The organism is Methanosarcina sp. (assembly GCF_049706645.1).
In the GTDB taxonomy this organism is placed as follows: Archaea; Halobacteriota; Methanosarcinia; order Methanosarcinales; family Methanosarcinaceae; genus Methanosarcina.
Map to the genome: position 1 here is coordinate 40,044 of NZ_JBNAKP010000010.1, position 18,042 is coordinate 58,085.

Genomic DNA, 18,042 nt, shown 5'->3' on the forward strand with positions numbered 1-18,042 from the left:
ATCACTTTTCATGATCAGAAACTCTATTGGTTACTCATAATAAGAGATTCTGAAAAGTAATTTTGAGTTTTGGGACCAGCTAATTAATAATTAACTGAATACAAATGAGATTCCATTATATAACAGAAATATAAGAAATAGTGTAACAATTAAAATATTAATTTATTTACATGTTTATTGAAAATAGGCATGCTGCCATCAAAGAAGAAAGAGCCTGAAGAGGATAAATGAAAACAAAAATGGAGCAATTTCCGGCAAAAAACCCGAATCCTGTGCTCCGTGTGGAAAAGGATGGTACTGTTCTTTATTCAAACGTGGCGGGTGAGCCTTTATTGCATGAATGGGGCGTGGGAATCGGAGAAAAACTGCCTTCTTTTATCGGAGATTTTGTTCAAAAGGTAATTTCCCGGAATAGCCCGGAAAAAATGGAAGTAAAAGTGGGAAAAAGAGTATACTTAGTCGCGCTTCACCCCTTACCCGACGAAGAATTCGTAAACATTTACGGATTCGATATAAGTGACCAGAAAGAGCTTGAAGGAAAACTTCGGGAGAGCGAGGAAAAGTACCGCAATATCGTGGAGACAGCCAACGAAGGTATATGGGTAATTGACGCCGAAGCCACGACCACTTACGTCAATGAGAAAATGGCGGAGATGTTAGGATACAGTCAGGAAGAAATGATTGGCAGATTGGTGTGGGATTTTACTGATGAAAGAGGTAAGGCTATCCTCAAACTGAATATAGAAAAGAGACTGGAAAAGAGGCGGCAAGGTATCGATGAGAGCCATGAACTTAAATTAATACGTAAAGATGGCTCATCCTTATGGGTGCTTGTAAATTCTAAATACCTTTTTAATAAGGATGGCAAGTTTACAGGCTCATTGAGCATGCTGACTGACATCACCGAGCGCAAGCGAACAGAAGAGAAATTGAAGCAGAGCGAAAAGCAGTACTGGACTCTTGGTGATACGATTCCCTACGGCGTCTGGCTGACCGATGCTGCCGGCTACTGCACCTATGTAAGTGCTTCGTTCCTTGAACTTGTGGATATGTCAATGGAACAGGTTCAAAAGTTTGGGTGGCTACATCTGCTTCCGCCGGAAGACGTGCAGCCAACTATAGACCACTGGCTCCGTTGTATTCAAACCGGTGAAGAATTCGAGCGAGAGCACCGCTTCCGGGCAAAAGACGGCAGCTACCGGAATTTACTGGCTATTGGCAGGCCGATCAAGAACGAAGAGGGGGAGATCACTGGATGGGTAGGCCTTAATCTCAACATTACTGAACGCAAGCAAGTTGAAGAAGCATTGACCAAAAGTGAAAATGAATTCCGCACATTAGCTGAAAATTCTCCTGACGTGATTGCCCGTTTTGATAGACAAAATCGCCACATGTATGCCAATCCTGCAGCTGCGGAAAGTTACGGTCGATCTCAAGAAGAAATTCTCGGTAAAACTCATACTGAACTGGGAAGAAATCCTGAACAGGTTAGATTCTGGGAAGGACACTATGAGAATGTTTTTACCACAGGGAAACCCGAAACAATGGAATTCCAGTATACATCGCCTCAAGGGAAAAAATACTACTTTAACACACAAATAGTGCCAGAGTTTGTTGATGGCAAAGTGATATCTGTTCTTGCTATTTCCCGTGATATTATCGACATAAAAAAGGCAGAAGCTAAGCTGAAAAAAACACTCGAAAATTTAGAAAATTTAGTTAAAGGACGTACAGCAGAGCTTGAGAAGGCTTATAAATCATTGAAAGAAAGTGAAAAACGTCTTGCTGAAGCTCAAAAAATGGCACACCTTGGAAATTGGGATTGGAATATTGTAACTGATGAGGTACACTGGTCTGACGAGCTCTATCGCATTTTCGGACGTAATCCTCAAGAATTAGATCCAACTTATCAAGAGTTTTTAAGTTATGTACACCCCGGTGATCGAGATTATGTCAGTAGCGCTACTAACATAGCTATGAATGGAAAACCCTATAGCATTGATTATAGGATCATCTCAACTGACGGAGCAGAGCGCGTAGTCCATGAACAGGGTGAAGTTATTTTTGATAAGAAAAATATCCCTGCTCGAATGAGAGGAATAGTCCAGGATATTACCGAGCGAAAAAAGGCTGAAGAAGCCCTGGAAAAGATGGAAAAAATCCGCATAAAGGAAATTCATCACAGGATTAAGAATAACCTCCAGGTTATCTCATCCTTGCTTGACCTCCAGGCAGAAACCTTCTCTCACCTTGAGACCTGTAAGACTCCGGAAGTTGTCGAGGCTTTTATTGAGAGCCAGAACCGAGTAATTTCTATGGCTCTCATTCATGAGGAGTTGTATAAAGGCGATAAAATCGATACCCTTGATTTTGCAGCTTATTTGAGGAAACTAACTGTAGATCTTTTCGGCTCATATAATCCTGGAAATAAGGACATTGGTTTCAAGCTGGATCTCAAGCAGGTTTATCTTGGCATGGATACTGCAATCCCTCTCGGAATTATTGTAAACGAGCTGGTTTCAAACGCTTTTAAGCATGCTTTTCCTGCCCGCAGGGAAGGTGAAATCCGGATAAACCTTCGAAGAGTTGAGGCTTCTTCCTTCGAGAGTGAGATTATAGGTCAAGATAAGGCCTGTACGGAAGAAAATGGCTTCGATTACAGACTCGAAGTATCGGATAACGGGAAAGGCATCCGGGAAGAAATAGATTTCGAAAATACTGACTCTCTCGGACTTCAGCTCGTAAACATTCTTGTTCAACAGATCGATGGCTGTATTAAGCTTGAAAGAGACCACGGAGCAAAATTCATTATATGGTTTAACAATATGCAGACATAATTGAAACATGCCGCTTTCATACAATTATTCAAAACAATTTCTTCGACTGGTAAATTCTGAACTTCGGAGTAAGTCTGGAGTTTCTCTTAAAAGAATTGCTATTTTTCCGGATTGATGTGAAAATAAATTAATCTGAAACAATTTCACGAAGGCCAGTACTGGCAAAGCCTAATGCTATTGATCTGAATTCACTTTGTTAATTTACAAATTTCCTGAAATAAACTTTGAGACCTTCAAATCCGGCTGAAGAACTCTTTTTTCCCACCAGGAAAGGGAAATAGGTATTAATTAGGTAAATTACCGGTGCCAGGAGAAGAAGATTCAGCAAAGTTAAGCTCAAAGCAAAAACCACATTATAATAAAAATACTCAAGCTCGACCCCGAAACCCAGAATTGCAAGCTTGGTCAGGATATCCTTTAGAGGGAAATGGAGCGCAAGCACGATCAGGCTATTTCTCCCGTAGTATTCAAGTATCTTTGAACTTCCTATCTTTTTGAACAGATATACAAAGGCAAAGATTCCTGAGAAAGCCAGCAGATAATACGAAAAGAAATCACCGTATTTAAGCACATTCATATTAACCTTCTCGGCTGAAGGAAACTCTAGCAAGTAAGCTAGATAAAGCAGGTTCAGAAGGATAAAAACCCCTGGAAGAAACTTATCAGCTCGAAGGAAAACTCCCATTAATCTTGAGCCTGACTCTCTCAAACCTGACTCTTTCAAACCTGACTCTCTCAAACCTGACTCTTTCAAACCTGACTCGAAACCCGATTCTCTCAAACCTGAACCGGAATCCGATCCTCTCATACCTGAACCGAAACCTGATGCTCTCGGATCTGACCGTGAAATGGAACCGGTTCCGAATTTCTCTCGCGGTTTCGTTTCCTCAAGCTGCACGATTTTTTTAAACAGGTTTCCGGCTCCGTAAAAAACCACAGCCGAGAGAGCCACATCCGCATTCCAGGGCAGCCTGAAAGGTACATATGCGGAATAAAGGTATCCGACCATTCCGGCTGCAGTAAGCCCGAGTACAAGTTTTCGCGGTTCCGAGTAATATTTTCTTGCAAATCCGTAAAAGAGCAGTTCGGTTATGAAAAGGCAGGTCAGGAACCAGAGGGGCGGATTGTAAGAAATAAGAGGGCCCAGTGCATAAAGAATTGAATAAACGCCGTATAGGGCACTGTTTCCAAAAAAATCGATATTTGTAACTCCTGGCTGGAATCCGGTATCCAGCAAGAAATAAAACAGGCAGGTAAGTAATGCAAAACCGAAGTAAGGCATAATAAGCGACCTGAATCTACCCTTTACAAATTTTGCCGCCGACTCTGCATATTTCCCAAAATCAAACAGGAACCCGGAAATAAAAAAGAAAAGCGGCATGTGAAACGAGAAAATGTAAGTATCAAGTGCGACAGGCAGGCTGTGGTGTGCAAATACCACGAGCATAATACCCATCCCTTTTAAAGCGTCAATCCAGTGAAGCCTCATATTAACCCGAACGTAAACAGCGTTTACAGTATAATAATATTTCGTTAATTATTATCTGATTTCTTTTTGAGTTTTAAAACAACTGAATTAGCAGAACCCCACTACAATTAATTATTTTTTCCACTTTCTCCAGCAGCTTCTCGATATTTAACCCGTTATTTTTCGGCTTTCTATCTGGACTTTCTCATCACTTTTTTGCGCTCTTTTTTGCGGTTTCTACCTTTAAAAGTGCTTTTGCAAGGGCAAAGCTTTAAATCAAATGATTCAGTTTATCGCATGTTTCATTTTCGGGATTAGGTCCCGTTGGAATGTGGTCCTGCAGGGCAGGGCTGAACCGTGAAACATAAGTGAAACTTGGTGTTTAAATTGGTAAAATCTTTTTACACATACGTACGCGATGCATGGAAAAACCCTGATGAAACTTACGTGAACGAGCTCCGCTGGGAGCGTATGCAGGTCTGGAGAAAGCAGGGATCCGTGACCAGAATTGAAAGGCCCACAAGAATCGACAGGGCACGCTCCCTTGGATACAAAGCCAAGCAGGGCATTGTCGTCGTCAGGGTAAAGGTACGCCGCGGAGGGCTTGGTAAAACAAGGTTCAACCGTGGAAGAAGAACCCAGAGAATGGGCGTGAACAAGATCACAGGCGGCATGAGCATTCAGAGGATTGCCGAAGCCCGTGCAGACCGCAAATACCCAAACCTTGAAGTCCTGAACTCCTACTGGGTAGGGGAGGATGGAAAGAACAAGTGGTTTGAAGTCATTCTTGTAGATCCCCACCACCCTGTAATAAAGAGCGACAAGAACCTGAACTGGGTATGCGACCCGTCCGTCAGGGACAGAGCCGCAAGGGGCAAGACCAGTGCCGGTCGGAAGGGCCGAGGCCTGTCTACACGCGGAAAAGGTACTGAAAAGACCAGGCCGAGTATCCGTGCACACAAGAGTCGAGGCAAGTGATTCATCACATAATACTGCGTGTGATCGCCCACGCAACCGAAGACGTATCCAGAGTCCGTGCGGCTCTGGACTTTTTTTTATCCGGTGCCGGCGTCCGGGAAGGGAGTAAACTGATTGAAGAGCTCCAGGCTGAAGGGCACCATGGAAATCCCATTACTATCCTGAGCGTACAGCTTAAAAGAAAGGCAGACTGTCTGGGTTTTGCCCGCTTTGTCCGGGAAAGGTTTTCCGAAGAGGATGTAGTAAGGCTCAGGAAAGAAATGCCTGAAAGGCTTGACGACGACCAGGTCTTCCATCTCCGCTTTGACAAGCAGGCTGCATACCTGCAGCAGGTTAGGCTGACTAATTCCTCGGATGCGATCGCTGCAAAAGTCAAGATCGAGACCTATCCGAAGAACCGGGAAAAAGCCGGAGTTATAGTGGAGGAGTTGTTTGGGTAAACCGAAATTCTACGATTTTTGCGTTCATGCGGTTCCTGATGGGGAGAATACTGTTGAGCAATTTGCTGCCCTTGCCTGGCATTTCGGGTACAGCGGGATTGCGCTTGCTAACCACTCGGATAAACTTCCTCAATCACGGCCTGTATTACCTTCTACTAACGAATTTGAGGTTTTCAGGGGAATCGAGCTTGTGGAAGAAAATCCCTCGAAACTTCATAGCCTTATTGGAAAATTTCGAAAGTCCGTAGACGTCCTTATAGTGCACGGAGGCTCCGAAACCATTAACAGGGCTGCACTGGAAAATCCGCGAGTGGATATCCTGAACCATCCGGCTTTTGATAAGAGCAGCGGACTAAATCAGGTGCTTGCAAAGGCCGCAGCTGAAAATGATGTTGCAATCGGCCTGTCATTAAGGCCACTTATTCATTCAAGAGGTCCAAGGCGCGTTCGTCTGTTGTCGGATCTCAGGGCAAACCTCGACCTTGCCCGAAAATACGATGTTTCCCTTGTCCTCTCAAGCGACGCGATGTCCTGTTTTGACCTTCGCTCTCCTATGGAAATCCTTGCTCTGGCTGAGGTCTGCGGGCTTGAAGAAGACGAAGCCCTTGAAGCCATTACTACCGTACCCGAAAGAATAATCTCAAGGAACCGCCCTGGTCCCGGGTATATCAGGGAAGGTATCGAGGTGCTTGAGGAGGGAGATTACTTTTGAAGCGCTTGCTTCCTTCGCTTCGTGCGAAAAAACGCTACCTGGCCTTTGAGCTGATTTCCGAGGAACCAGTCAACAGGGGTGACCTGGTCAAAGAGGTCATGTCCTCTGCTTGCTCCTTGCTTGGAGATGTCACTACCAGTGAGTGTGATATCAAGGTACTGGGGTTTGAAGACTGGAAAGGTATTATCCAGTGCTCTCATACTAAAGTAAAAGAAACAAGGGCCTCCCTGACAACTCTCACCCGGGTAAACGGGAAAAGGGCAACTTTGCACGTACTTGGAACTTCAGGTACGGTTAAAAGGGCAACCGAGAAATTTCTTCAGAATCATGCGGCCTTTGCGCCCGAAATCAAGATAAAACCCAGAACGGCTGAAGAATAACTGGCCGGACAGGCTTCAGGAAAGCCAGATTAAGCAGCTTTTCCGGAGTTACTGGCTTTATGCCAGGGTTGAAAAGCTTCAGCCCCGAGGCAGTCAGGAAACTATTTAATAAACTGTCAGGATGCTGTCTAATATATACTATGATGAACGAGTATATTAACGAGTATATTAGTGTAACAGGTATAATATTGATTGGCAGGACTGATTGACAGAAAAACAGCTGGTCCGGAAGTTAAATCCGGAAGATTGCGGCTGACAGGAAAGTAGATTGAAACCCGGATAGAGTGAAACTATGGAAGCTAAAATCTCTCCATAAAGATCTCAAAAACCGGCTTCAAATACCGGAAAACTCCGGGTCTCACAAGCATTATAACTGAGTAAATACACTTTATTAGCGGACTTAGTTAACATTGGAACTGGACCTTGAAAAACCATTAAAAAGGTCTCTCAAGTGCGCGAATCCGGATTATGGAAAGCGTCTTTGCAGGGTAGAAGTGCTTTTGAATTCCCTGTAACTGGGATATTTTCCGTGGGTTTCGTCCGAAAAAGTCTGTCAGGATTGAAAGTTCCGAATAAAAGGTTAAAAACTCTAATAAGGAAGAAATACGTTATAGGAAATCAAAAGTCGGTTTCCTTACCTGAATGCTGGGTCGGGGACTTTCTGTCCTGAATTTTCGGGATATCCGCGCAGCAGTTAATGATCACTGACCAAAGCCTTTTTGGGGAAGGCAGTGATTTAGCTGACGAGCCTGCGGACAGAGATCCTTAAAGGAAGAAAGACCGGTTTCTTGCCGGGAAAATGTAAACAATATATAATAGAAATTAAGGGAGATACGGAACATGCAGATGGCACCACAGATGGGCTATGACAGGGCAATTACGGTTTTTAGCCCTGATGGAAGACTTTTTCAGGTAGAGTATGCCCGCGAAGCGGTCAAGAGGGGAACAACAGCCGTGGGAATCAAGGCAGCTGATGGGGTAGTGCTGCTGGTTGACAAGCGAATAACAAGCAGGCTTGTGGAAGCCGAGTCGATCGAAAAAATTTTCCAGATTGACGACCACATAGGAGCCGCAACCTCAGGGCTTGTGGCAGACGCCCGCTCCCTTGTTGACAGAGCCCGTGTAGAAGCGCAGGTTAACAGGGTTTCTTATGACGAGCCCATAGGTGTGGAGGTTATCTCCAAGAAAATCTGCGACCACAAGCAAACTTACACTCAGTACGGCGGAGTTCGCCCATATGGGACTGCACTTCTGATTGCAGGCGTGGATGACAATCTGCCCAGGCTCTTTGAGACTGACCCGAGCGGGGCTCTCCTTGAATACAAGGCGACAGCCATTGGAGCAGGCAGAAACGCGGTCGTTGAGGTTTTTGAAGCGGAATACAGGGAAGATATGAATATTGATGCGGCTATCCTTCTCGGGATGGATGCGCTCTATAGAGCTGCCGAAGGCAAGTTCGATGCGTCTACCCTTGAAGTGGGCGTTGTGTCGCTTCAGGATAAGAAATTCAGGAAATTAGTTCCTGAAGAAGTTGAGAATTATGTTCAGCAGATCGTTGCAAAACACCGGGAAACTGAACACAAAGAATAAAATCTATATAATATTTGAGAGTGAGTAATCAGAGAATCTTCGGATTCTCAAAATACATTTTGGAGAAGGTATTCGAAAATGGTGTCCCTGGACGAGGCAGTGACTGCACGGCTCAAGAGAGGCAGCAAACACTTCGAAGTCCTGGTCGAGCCTGAAGGGGCTCTGGCCTACAAGCGAGGAGAAGACGTAAGCCTTGAAGACATTCTGGCGGTTGAAACTATCTTCGAAGATGCAAACCGAGGGGACCGAGCAGCAGAGTCCGATATTGTCAATGCTTTTGAGACAACGGATCCCTTCAAGATTGCTGCCGTGATCCTGAAAAGCGGGGAGCTTCAGCTCACTGCTGAGCAGAGAAAACGTATGCTTGAGGAAAAAAAGAAAAAAGTTATCTATACCATTTCCAGAAATGCAATAAACCCCCAGACAAAAGCACCGCATCCTCCCGCAAGGATTGAAAAGGCGATGGAAGAGGCAAAGGTGCACATAGACCCCTTAAAAAGCGTGGATCAGCTGGTTAATATTACAATGAAAGCCATTCGCCCGCTTATACCTATACGCTTTGAAGAGATCAGTATTGCTGTGAAAATCCCTCCCGAGTATGCTCCCAAAGCATACGGAGATATTTCCAAGATCGGAAGCATTACGAAAGAAGAATGGCAGCGTGACGGCTCCTGGATTGCAGTGGTAAGAATTCCGGCAGGAATCCAGACTGATTTTTACGCTCTTATAAATCATCTTACAAAGGGAGAGGCTCAAACTAAACTTTTATAAGAGGATGTTGGATGGATAAAAAAATAGTGATCCCTGGTGACCTGCTATCCGAGAATTCGAGAAAAGCCGGATACGGGACTTATGTCAAGAATGACAAGATCTATTCTTTGTTTTGTGGTATTGAAAATCTCAAAGAGGATAAAGTTGGAGTGATCCCTCTTGCGGGAGCCTATATCCCTTCCGTAAATGATGTGGTGATCGGGATCGTTATTGTGGTTACGCCATCCAACTGGATAATGAACATTGCCTCTCCTTATGACGGCCTGTTCCATGTATCCGAGTATCCCAGAAGAATAGAATCCCGGGAGATGTCCGAAGTTCTTGGCGTAGGCGACTCTATAATCCTTAGAGTTAAAGATGTAGACAGTTCCATGAAAGTCGAGCTTGCCCTCAGGGATTCAAGCTTCCATAAACTTAGAACAGGCCAGATTGTCGAAGTTGAGCCTGTTAAAGTCCCACGTGTGATAGGACACGGCGGTTCCATGATCTCAATGCTGAAGAAAGAAACAAACTGCAGCATTTTTGTTGGCCAGAACGGCAGGATATGGATCGATGGAAAGGACGATGATGTGGAGCTTTTAAGCAAGGCTCTCCGGAAGATCGAAGCCGAAGCCCAGCGTTCCGGATTGACAGATAAGATCTATAACTTTTTGAAAAGTGAGCGGAACAGGCAGAAAGAGTCCAGGCCCGCTAAGTTTTTTAAAAGCGGCAAGAAAGAAGTAAAGTTGCCAAAAGAAGATCATTCCGAAGATATATACAGGAAGATCGATGTGTTGCTGGACCCGAAGAACTGAATTCCGGATAGTCAGAGGGATTTTGGGAAGCTTCTGTAAAGTAGTTGTTTTAGGAGTTTTTTTGGAGATTAAAGTATGAGTGATAAACCTGAAAAATTAATCACTGATGATGGGCTGCGCCTTGATGGGAGGCATGCGGATGAGATTAGGCCCATGAAAATTGAGATCGGTGTACTTTCGCGAGCCGACGGTTCATGTTATCTTGAATGGGGAAGGAACAAGATCCTCGTAGGCGTATTCGGCCCGAGAGAAGCTCACCCCCGCCGTTCACAGCGCGCAGATACTGCAGTTATTCGTTACAAATATAATATGGCTTCTTTTTCCGTGGAAGATCGCGCCAGGCCCGGACCAAGCAGACGGAGCATTGAAATTTCAAAGGTTTCCAGGGAAGCTTTTGAACCAGTGATTATGGCAGAACTTTTCCCGAAGACCGCAATTGATATTTTTGTGGAAGTGCTTCAGGCCGATGCAGGGACAAGGACGGCAGCAATCAATGCCTCAAGCATAGCTCTGGCCGATGCAGGTATTCCCATGAAAGGCCTTGTTACTTCCTGTGCTTTTGGAAAAGTTGACGGGCAGATAGTACTCGACCTCAACAAGGAAGAGGACAATTATGGTGAGGCGGATTTTCCTGTTGCAATGACGCAGGATGGAGAAATTACTCTGCTCCAGATGGACGGGAACCTCACTCCTGAAGAAATTAAGAAAGGCTTTGAACTCGTAAAGAAAGGCTGCAAAGAGATCCTTGAAATTCAGCAGGCAGTCCTGAGAAAGAAGTTTGAAACGCCTGTTGAAGAGCCTGAAGAAGTCCCAGAAGAGACTGCAGAGGCTGAAATTGAAGTCCTGGGAGCTGAGCCTTCTCTTGAATACGCTCCAGCAGCAGTAGTTGTAGAAGAGCTTATCGAGGAAGCTGAAGAGCTTGAGGAAGAGCTCTCCGAGGAAACTGTTGAGGCCTGTGCTGTTGATGAAGAGGCTCCAGAGTGTGAAAAGCTCGAAGAGCTAATTAAAGAAGCCGAGGCCGAAGTAGTAGAAGGGGAAGCTATAGAAGAAGTAATTGAAGCAGAAATCGAAGAAGAAGCTGAAGAAGAGGCTTTTGAAGACGAAGCTGACTTTGAAGCTGCTTTTGAGGCTTCTTTTGAGGAAGTTTCCGAACCTGAGGAGATCGAAGAACTTGAGCCCGAAGAAACTGTTTCCGAAGAAGCGGAATTCGAGCCCGAGCTTGAGGAATTTGCTGAGGAGGAAGCCAGGTTTGAAGAAGAGCCCGAGTTTGAAGAGGAAGCCGGAATTGAAGAGGAACCTCAACTTGAAGAGGAAGCCGGGATTGAAGAAGAGCCTGAGTTTGAAGAGGAAGCCCAGCTTGAAGAGGCTGTTTCAGAAGAAACTTTTGAATCCGAACCAGATATTGAGTCCGAAGCCGAATCCGGTGAAGAGGCTCCTGCCGAAACCGCAGTAGAAGCCGAAGAAGAGCCTGAAGAAGAGTCCAGGGGACCCTGGAAGGTAGTAAAAGACCCCTCTGAATCCGGAAGCAGAGGTGAAAACGATGAGTGAAATTATCGCTACACTTAAGAAAGACTACATTTACAACCTTATGATTAAGGGAAAGCGCCAGGATGGGCGCGGATTTAAGGAATTCAGGGATGTCAAGCTCGAAACAGGTCTCATCTCGAAGGCCGAAGGTTCGGCAAAGGTGACCCTGGGAGATACCCAGGTTCTCGTAGGCGTTAAGCTTCAGACAGGAACTCCTTTTCCGGATTCTCAGGATGAAGGCGTGATTATTACCAACCTGGAACTCAATCCTATTGCTTCCCCGGAGTTTGAGCCAGGCCCGCCCAGAGAAGATGCAATCGAAATGGCAAGGGTTGTGGACAGGGGAATCCGGGAATCGGGCGCAATTGATATAAAGAAGCTTTGCATAACCGTTGGAGAATCCGTCTGGATCGTCTTCATAGATGTCCATATCCTCAATGACGATGGAAATCTCATTGATGCGTCCTGTCTTGCTGCCATTGCGGCCCTTATGACTACGGTCGTCCCGAACGAGCAACATGGAATCGGGCCGAATGTGCCCCTTGCGATGAAAGAGATCCCTGTGGGCGTGACTCTTGCCAAGATCGGCTCAAAGCTGATGGTGGACCCCTCACTGGATGAGGAAGCCGTTTGTGAGACGAAATTGACTGTGGTCTCAGGTTCGGATGGAGCCGTTGCTGGCATGCAGAAAATGGGCCCTGCTCCTTTCACCGAGGCCGAGGTGCTGGAAGCGATCGATATGGCACGCGAAAAGGCAGCCGAACTCAGGGAACTTTACCTGGAAGCACTGGTAAAGCGGGAATAAATCAGGCAGGACTAATTAAATATAAATATGAAATGCCAGTATTACGGTCTAAGTATACGTGCAATAAGTGATGAGCAGGATCTGAAAGCTGGGTCTCAGGGACCCGACCCGTGGGCCAGCAGGTTCTGATTTACGTCATTCGGATTAAGCGTTTACATTTTAAGGAGTTATTAACGATGGCAAAAAAGTTCACTAAGAAAGGAAGGATTTCCAGATCAGCAGGCAGATTTGGTCCCAGATACGGAAGAAAGGACAGAAAGCTTGTTGCAGACCTGGAAGAACGCATGCGAGCCCCGCACGTATGTACAAAATGCGCCCGCCCCACTGTAAAAAGGATCGGGACCGGAATCTGGAAGTGCAGCAAGTGCGGCCACACCTTCGCTGGCGGAACCTATATCCCGTATACCAGTGTTGGTCAGACTCTGTTGCGCACGATGAAGAATGTTGCTGAGGCAAAGTAAATTTGTAAGGTTGTGGTTGTATGGGTTATAAGTGCACTCGATGTAAACAGAAAGTGGAAATCGATTACGAGTACACAGGCATAAGGTGTCCGTACTGCGGGCACAGGATCCTGGTAAAAGAGCGTCCAACAACCATTAAACGCATTAACGCTGAGTAAGAAGTTTGTTTATAACTTCGGCCAGCGGATGAAGTATTAGATAAAGAACGGGCTTCGTGAATATGAGCCCTCCTATCTAATAATTTAATGCGTAGGACAAACGAAAATAGGCGCTTTTTATCCAGACAATACATATCAAGCTCTATTTCGATTTTTTTATACCAGATTTTTTTATACCAGATCGTAGCAATAAACAGTTGCTATCAATACTTTTCATGATCTTGCAAAGCTTATGGGCCTCAATTCCAGATCATAATTCTTTGTTCTTACTCATTGAACGTTTTTAAAACTGTTTTCACGATCAGGAACTAAATTGATCACTCGAAATTTAAATATGGAAAATTTTAAGGAATAAAAGAAGATTTTAAGGAATAAGGCCTTTTTCGCGTAATACTCCCTGTTCATCACTGGTAATATAAGCAAAAATTTTCGGCTTTTCATCTATTATTTGAACAAAATAAATTACGTCAAACTCAATCAGTTCTTCTCTTCCGTCTTTTTTGTTGTACAATGAACGCCAGTGTACTTTTGCCATTGAATGGTATTCGTCTAAAGAAGATACTTTAACTGAATCAATACTCATGGACTTTGTCCCGATGCTCTTGTAAAATTCATACCCTTCAGTAATCACAGTACGAAATTGCTCATCATTTTTACCGCATAGAACCCCGAAGGGATTAGCCCCAATAAAACAGTCTGTAAATGAGTTTGCAGTCTCTTCAACATCAATTGTCCCGACCAGTGCCTTATTAAATCGGGCCTCATATTTTCTAAAAAAAATCTTCCAGTTTCTTATCGATATTATCCATAATCCAACTTCCTCTAGGATGCTTCTGACCTTCCGCATATGCCTGACAAATTTTTCCTTTTTTATTATGAGCCTATTCCAAAAATAATTTTTATTCCTTTATTTAGAAAAGTTTCAGAAATACTTTCCTGATCAGAAACTCGTTGACTATTTCAAAATAGAGTATTAGAAAAGTAGATTTTGAGTTTTGGGATCAGCTCATGAATAAATAAAACGATAATAATTGGGTTTCGTTAAATAGAATTATAGGAGTTTTGGGATGAGCTCATGAATAAATAAAACCAGAAAATAATAAACTTTTCAGCATAACTAATAACTTTTCATATTATTATACTTCATAGGATTTTTAGTATTCCATCCCTGTTTTAGTATATCTTGCTCCTGGATCTCTAAAGGATAATCTGTCAATACGATCCCATACAACAACCCATAAATATTTAGTATAAGATAATGGATAATTCGCCCAGAAAACCAGTTTCTTGAAAATCGACAAATTTCTATAGTCCTCTACCCGCATAGATTCGTTTAGAAATCCTCTCCAGACAGGAGATTTTTGCATATGCTTCCATCGCCTGAACATATGACCTGTTATGAATAAGAAGCTAAAAGTGATTGCAAATAGTCTTTTAGTCATATTTTCCACCCTCAACGACTCAATAACTTAATAATAGGTTAACAGGAAAATGCATTAAAAGCAACACATTTCTTACGGATCTTATCTTAACCGAATACAAATGAATGTCTTTTCAAAATTATATTTTCTTATACTTTCTTTCTTCCCATTTTCTTTCGTACATACCGTAAAACCCCATAAGAACAACCCACCAGAAGCATAATCTTAACGGGTTTCTCACCTGCTTTGAGGAGTTCTTCGATTTTTTCATGATCGAATTTTGGTTTCTGACCTTTCTTTTTTGGAGGAAACCTGCTACTCATTAAGATTTCACCTCTTCATACAATTTACCGTACTTTCAAGTTTACAAGGGCTGGTCATTTTATAGTTTCAACTATAGCTGAAAAAATTCCTTAGCTTCCATAAACCTGACAGAACCTCAAGAAAGTTGAAGAAGATCACTTAGCAGCCCCCAAATTCTCCTTCTCCACAATATAAGCATTTATAATAAAAATATAAAAGCCTTTCATATTAATTATTAATTTAAACTATTAATATTTCCTGTATCTTTTAAGTAAGTAGAAGTAAAAAAAGTAAAGAGCTAGTTAAAGGCTTATTTTTAGAGCTCATCCCAAAACCAATTTTATTCTTGAGTCCATCCCAAAACCAATTTTATTTCTCACATCAATAAGAATCTCAGAAAATTTCGTAACCGGAAACTCGGTTGGTTATTGGGAATTTGAAATTCGGGGACTCAATTTTGAGTTTTGGGATCAGCTCTTACTATACCAAAGAGTGATTTGACTGGTTGAGAGTTCGTTTATAGGCATTGAATTCATCTAAATATTTAGGGTTAATTTCAATTGCTTTATAAAATGAGTCTACTGCCTCGTCGGAATTACCTAATTTAGCAAGAATAAAACTTTTGCGATACCAAGCTTCTGAATTTTGAGGATTAATTTCAATAGCTTTATTGTATGCGTCTACTGCTTCCTCGTAATTACCTAATTTATTAAGAGCAAGACCCTTGTTGAGCCACGTCTTTGAATCTTGAGGATTAATTTCAATTGACTTATCAAAAGCTTTTACTGCTTCCGTGTAATTACCTAACTCTCCAAGCGAAACTCCTTTATTGCTCAGTGCGTTTGAATATTGTGGATTAATCTCAATTGCTTTGTCATAGGCTACTATTGCTTCCTCATGATTACCTAAATATGCTAGGTTTAATCCTTTATTGTACCAAGCAACTGAATTTTGAGGGTTGATTTCAATAGCCTTATCAAAGGCGTTTAGTGCCTCCTCGTAATTACCTAACCCTGCAAGAGAAATTCCTTTATTGATCCACGCGTCTGAGTATCGTGGGTTAACTTCAATTGCTTTATCGTATACTTTTATTGCTTCTTCGTGCCTACTTAAGTGTGTAAGGAAAACTCCTTTATTATACCATGATTCTGAGTTCTTGGGGTCAATTTCAATTGCTTTATCAAAGGCTTTTATTGCTCCATCGTAGTTTTTTAATTTTGATAGAGATACCCCTTTGTTGCTCCAATCTATTATGTCTTGAGGATCAATTTCAATTGCTTTATCATAAGCTTTTATTGCTTCCGTGTAATTACCTAATTCTGCGAGAGAAAGACCTTTGTTGCCCCAAGCTTCCGAGTTTTTAGGGTCAATTTCAATTGCTTTATCATAAGCTTTTATTGCTTCTTCGTAATTACCTAAACTATAAAGAGAATTTCCTTTGTTATACCATGCCTTTGAGTTCTTAGGGTTAATTTCAATTGCTTTATCATAGGCCTTTATTGCTTCCGTGTAATTACGCAATTCTGCGAGAGTAAGTCCCTTATTATACCAAGCAACTGAAAACTTGGGGTTAATTTCAATTGCTTTATTATAAGCCTTTATTGCTTCCTCGTAATTACCTAAATGATCAAGAACAAGCCCTTTATTAACCTGAGCACCTAAATTTTGAGGGTCAATTTCAATAGCTTTATCTAGAGCCTTTATTGCTTCCTCGTAATTACCTAAATAATCAAGAGTCAGCCCTTTGCTGATCCACGCCTCAGAATCTTTAGGATTAATTTTAGTTGCATTATCGTAAGCATTTATTGCCTCTTCATACCGACCCAATTCACCAAGAGCAACCCCTTTATTATACCAGACAGCGGCATTTTCGGCATTAATTTCAATTGCTTTATTATAAGCATTTATTGCCTCCTCATATTTACCCAAATTATAAAGAGTAGAACCTCTGTTCATCCAAACACCAAAATTTTGAGGGTCAATTTCAATTGCTTTATCATAAGCCTTTATTGCTTCCTCGTAATTACCCAAATGGTCAAGAGCAAGTCCCTTATTGATCCAAGCACTTGAATGTTTAGGGTCAATCTCAATAGCTTTATCAAAAGCCATTATTGCTTCCTTGTAATTACCTAATAGGTTAAGAGTTCCACCTTTGTTAGCCCAAAAGAGTGAGTTTTTAGGGTCAATTTCAATAGCTTTATCAAAAGCCTTTATTGCTTCCTCGTAATTAGCTAGCAATAAGAGAGTTACACCTTTGTTAATCCAAGCATCTGAGTTTTGAGGATTAATTTCAAGTGCCTTGTTAAAATAGAGTAAGCTTTCATTAAATTGATTCTCTTGGAAATAGCAGTTTGCAATATAGTATAAAATCTGATCGTCTTTCTCGTAATTTTCGATACATTTAAACAAATCACCTGCAGAAAAAAATTCATCTCTTTTAAAACATTCAAATGCACAAATTGCATATACAGTAGATGACACGTTATCTTTTAAAGATTCAAGCCTAATTGATTGGTTATCATAAAAAATTGGAGTTATTGTTGCTTTTCCACTCTTGTTGTCCAAAAAAGGCGACTCTAAAGAAATAGCCTCCGAACTCGTTGGAAGTATATAAAATTCTGTTATGGTTCCAGCTGTTACAACTCTCGTATCCCCTCCATAAACAACAAGATGTGCACTAGTTTTTTCCCCTTCACGTATAGCCTCAGCATCATTGTTTAATGATTTTTCTGAAATGACAACTTTTATCTCATCTCCTACTGTGTTTTCAATTTCTTCCTTTATTTTATTTGGCATATAAAGATCTACTGAGGAACCTTGAGGAGTTTGTGTATAAAACGGTGAAATTAAAACTGTAAAGTTATCTTCTGATGGTTCAGCAGAATAATAGTTATCATATAGAAAAAAAGACATGCTGATAATGACTGTTAGTGCTAAAACTGTTCCTGTGAAGATAATAATCTTCTTACGATAAGGTTCTAGCCATTCAGGCTTATAAATATAATTAAATAAAAGTATACTACAGGGTAAAATAATTAATGCAAATAGATTATAAGGGGATGGAATCTCTTTATACATAGTAAATAGGTCAGGGTACAATTGAATTTCTCTCTCCCTATTTTCAACAACGTTATGATTTATCACTTAGTTTAAACTTCTCATTAAAAAGTTGAACTATCTCTTATAACTTTTTATTCTATTCTCTCACTAGTTTTTGGGTAACAAATCCCTTCTAAGCCTTAACCTGACCCTTCAAAGCTAAGTTTTCCTAGGCTTTAGCTCTCTCCAAAACAAGGCTGTTAAGGGTGAATGGTTTGTCACGTTTTGCGTTCTGCTTCATGTAATGCCAGAGCCCCTTAGAAAATCCTGATTTCTTCCAATAAATATAAAAAATTTT

At 42.0% G+C, this 18,042-nt stretch carries 16 protein-coding genes; 12 read left to right on the forward strand and 4 right to left on the reverse strand.

Features of this window, described 5'->3' with window-relative positions; translation table 11 throughout:
* Positions 1–227: 227 nt before the first annotated feature.
* The gene (locus ACPK8D_RS03670; RefSeq protein ID WP_424716491.1) at positions 228–2,837 is read left to right on the forward strand and encodes a PAS domain S-box protein; all 2,610 of its coding nucleotides are present in this window, start codon (positions 228–230) and stop codon (positions 2,835–2,837) included.
* 196 nt (positions 2,838–3,033) lie between these two features.
* On the opposite strand, the gene ACPK8D_RS03675 is transcribed toward ACPK8D_RS03670, so the two are convergent.
* The gene (locus tag ACPK8D_RS03675) at positions 3,034–4,326 is read right to left on the reverse strand and encodes an acyltransferase family protein (protein ID WP_424716492.1); all 1,293 of its coding nucleotides are present in this window, start codon (positions 4,324–4,326) and stop codon (positions 3,034–3,036) included.
* Between the two features lie 366 nt (positions 4,327–4,692).
* Here ACPK8D_RS03675 and ACPK8D_RS03680 point away from each other — a divergent pair, with 366 nt between their 5' ends.
* The 11 genes from ACPK8D_RS03680 to ACPK8D_RS03730 all read left to right on the forward strand — a co-directional run bounded on the left by ACPK8D_RS03680 (position 4,693) and on the right by ACPK8D_RS03730 (position 12,921).
* Complete coding sequence (locus tag ACPK8D_RS03680) at positions 4,693–5,283, forward strand: 50S ribosomal protein L15e (protein WP_424716493.1); 591 nt, start codon at positions 4,693–4,695, stop codon at positions 5,281–5,283.
* Positions 5,280–5,723, forward strand: a complete 444-nt coding sequence (locus ACPK8D_RS03685; protein ID WP_424716494.1) for an RNA-binding protein — start codon at positions 5,280–5,282, stop codon at positions 5,721–5,723. Before ACPK8D_RS03680 ends, ACPK8D_RS03685 begins: the two co-directional genes overlap by 4 nt.
* On the forward strand, positions 5,716–6,435 hold the full coding sequence (gene rnp3, locus ACPK8D_RS03690; protein ID WP_424716495.1) for a ribonuclease P protein component 3: 720 nt from the start codon (positions 5,716–5,718) through the stop codon (positions 6,433–6,435). Before ACPK8D_RS03685 ends, rnp3 begins: the two co-directional genes overlap by 8 nt.
* Positions 6,432–6,815: an Rpp14/Pop5 family protein gene (locus tag ACPK8D_RS03695; protein ID WP_424716496.1), complete on the forward strand. Its 384-nt coding sequence runs from the start codon at positions 6,432–6,434 to the stop codon at positions 6,813–6,815. The genes rnp3 and ACPK8D_RS03695 overlap by 4 nt, the downstream gene beginning before the upstream one ends.
* An 840-nt stretch (positions 6,816–7,655) precedes the next feature.
* Positions 7,656–8,405, forward strand: coding sequence for an archaeal proteasome endopeptidase complex subunit alpha (gene psmA / locus ACPK8D_RS03700; RefSeq protein ID WP_424716497.1), 750 nt, complete (start codon positions 7,656–7,658; stop codon positions 8,403–8,405).
* Between the two features lie 78 nt (positions 8,406–8,483).
* Positions 8,484–9,176, forward strand: a complete 693-nt coding sequence (locus ACPK8D_RS03705) for a ribosome assembly factor SBDS (RefSeq protein WP_424716498.1) — start codon at positions 8,484–8,486, stop codon at positions 9,174–9,176.
* 11 nt (positions 9,177–9,187) lie between these two features.
* Complete coding sequence (gene rrp4, locus ACPK8D_RS03710) at positions 9,188–9,970, forward strand: exosome complex RNA-binding protein Rrp4 (protein ID WP_424716499.1); 783 nt, start codon at positions 9,188–9,190, stop codon at positions 9,968–9,970.
* 75 nt (positions 9,971–10,045) lie between these two features.
* Positions 10,046–11,518, forward strand: coding sequence for an exosome complex exonuclease Rrp41 (gene rrp41 / locus ACPK8D_RS03715; protein WP_424716500.1), 1,473 nt, complete (start codon positions 10,046–10,048; stop codon positions 11,516–11,518).
* Positions 11,502–12,302, forward strand: coding sequence for an exosome complex protein Rrp42 (gene rrp42 / locus ACPK8D_RS03720; RefSeq protein WP_424716501.1), 801 nt, complete (start codon positions 11,502–11,504; stop codon positions 12,300–12,302). The genes rrp41 and rrp42 overlap by 17 nt, the downstream gene beginning before the upstream one ends.
* Positions 12,303–12,478: 176 nt before the next feature.
* Positions 12,479–12,763, forward strand: coding sequence for a 50S ribosomal protein L37ae (locus ACPK8D_RS03725; RefSeq protein ID WP_128506952.1), 285 nt, complete (start codon positions 12,479–12,481; stop codon positions 12,761–12,763).
* A 20-nt stretch (positions 12,764–12,783) separates the two neighbouring features.
* The gene (locus ACPK8D_RS03730; protein ID WP_128506950.1) at positions 12,784–12,921 is read left to right on the forward strand and encodes a DNA-directed RNA polymerase subunit P; all 138 of its coding nucleotides are present in this window, start codon (positions 12,784–12,786) and stop codon (positions 12,919–12,921) included.
* Between the two features lie 364 nt (positions 12,922–13,285).
* Here the strand turns inward: ACPK8D_RS03730 and ACPK8D_RS03735 are convergent, their stop codons facing one another.
* The 3 genes from ACPK8D_RS03735 to ACPK8D_RS03745 form a co-directional block, all read right to left on the reverse strand.
* The gene (locus ACPK8D_RS03735) at positions 13,286–13,768 is read right to left on the reverse strand and encodes a hypothetical protein (protein WP_424716502.1); all 483 of its coding nucleotides are present in this window, start codon (positions 13,766–13,768) and stop codon (positions 13,286–13,288) included.
* A 723-nt stretch (positions 13,769–14,491) separates the two neighbouring features.
* On the reverse strand, positions 14,492–14,665 hold the full coding sequence (locus ACPK8D_RS03740) for a hypothetical protein (RefSeq protein WP_424716503.1): 174 nt from the start codon (positions 14,663–14,665) through the stop codon (positions 14,492–14,494).
* Positions 14,666–15,125: 460 nt separating this feature from the next.
* Positions 15,126–17,789, reverse strand: a complete 2,664-nt coding sequence (locus ACPK8D_RS03745; RefSeq protein WP_424716504.1) for a tetratricopeptide repeat protein — start codon at positions 17,787–17,789, stop codon at positions 15,126–15,128.
* Between the last annotated feature and the right edge of the window lie 253 nt (positions 17,790–18,042).

Bases quoted from the DNA above. Each gene is read 5' to 3' on its own strand.
- ACPK8D_RS03670 (WP_424716491.1), top strand. From the start codon at position 228: ATGAAAACAAAAATGGAGCAATTTCCGGCAAAAAACCCGAATCCTGTG.
- ACPK8D_RS03675 (WP_424716492.1), bottom strand. From the start codon at position 4,326: ATGAGGCTTCACTGGATTGACGCTTTAAAAGGGATGGGTATTATGCTC.
- psmA (WP_424716497.1), top strand. From the start codon at position 7,656: ATGCAGATGGCACCACAGATGGGCTATGACAGGGCAATTACGGTTTTT.
- ACPK8D_RS03705 (WP_424716498.1), top strand. From the start codon at position 8,484: ATGGTGTCCCTGGACGAGGCAGTGACTGCACGGCTCAAGAGAGGCAGC.
- rrp4 (WP_424716499.1), top strand. From the start codon at position 9,188: ATGGATAAAAAAATAGTGATCCCTGGTGACCTGCTATCCGAGAATTCG.
- rrp41 (WP_424716500.1), top strand. From the start codon at position 10,046: ATGAGTGATAAACCTGAAAAATTAATCACTGATGATGGGCTGCGCCTT.
- ACPK8D_RS03725 (WP_128506952.1), top strand. From the start codon at position 12,479: ATGGCAAAAAAGTTCACTAAGAAAGGAAGGATTTCCAGATCAGCAGGC.
- ACPK8D_RS03730 (WP_128506950.1), top strand. From the start codon at position 12,784: ATGGGTTATAAGTGCACTCGATGTAAACAGAAAGTGGAAATCGATTAC.
- ACPK8D_RS03735 (WP_424716502.1), bottom strand. From the start codon at position 13,768: ATGCGGAAGGTCAGAAGCATCCTAGAGGAAGTTGGATTATGGATAATA.
- ACPK8D_RS03740 (WP_424716503.1), bottom strand. From the start codon at position 14,665: ATGAGTAGCAGGTTTCCTCCAAAAAAGAAAGGTCAGAAACCAAAATTC.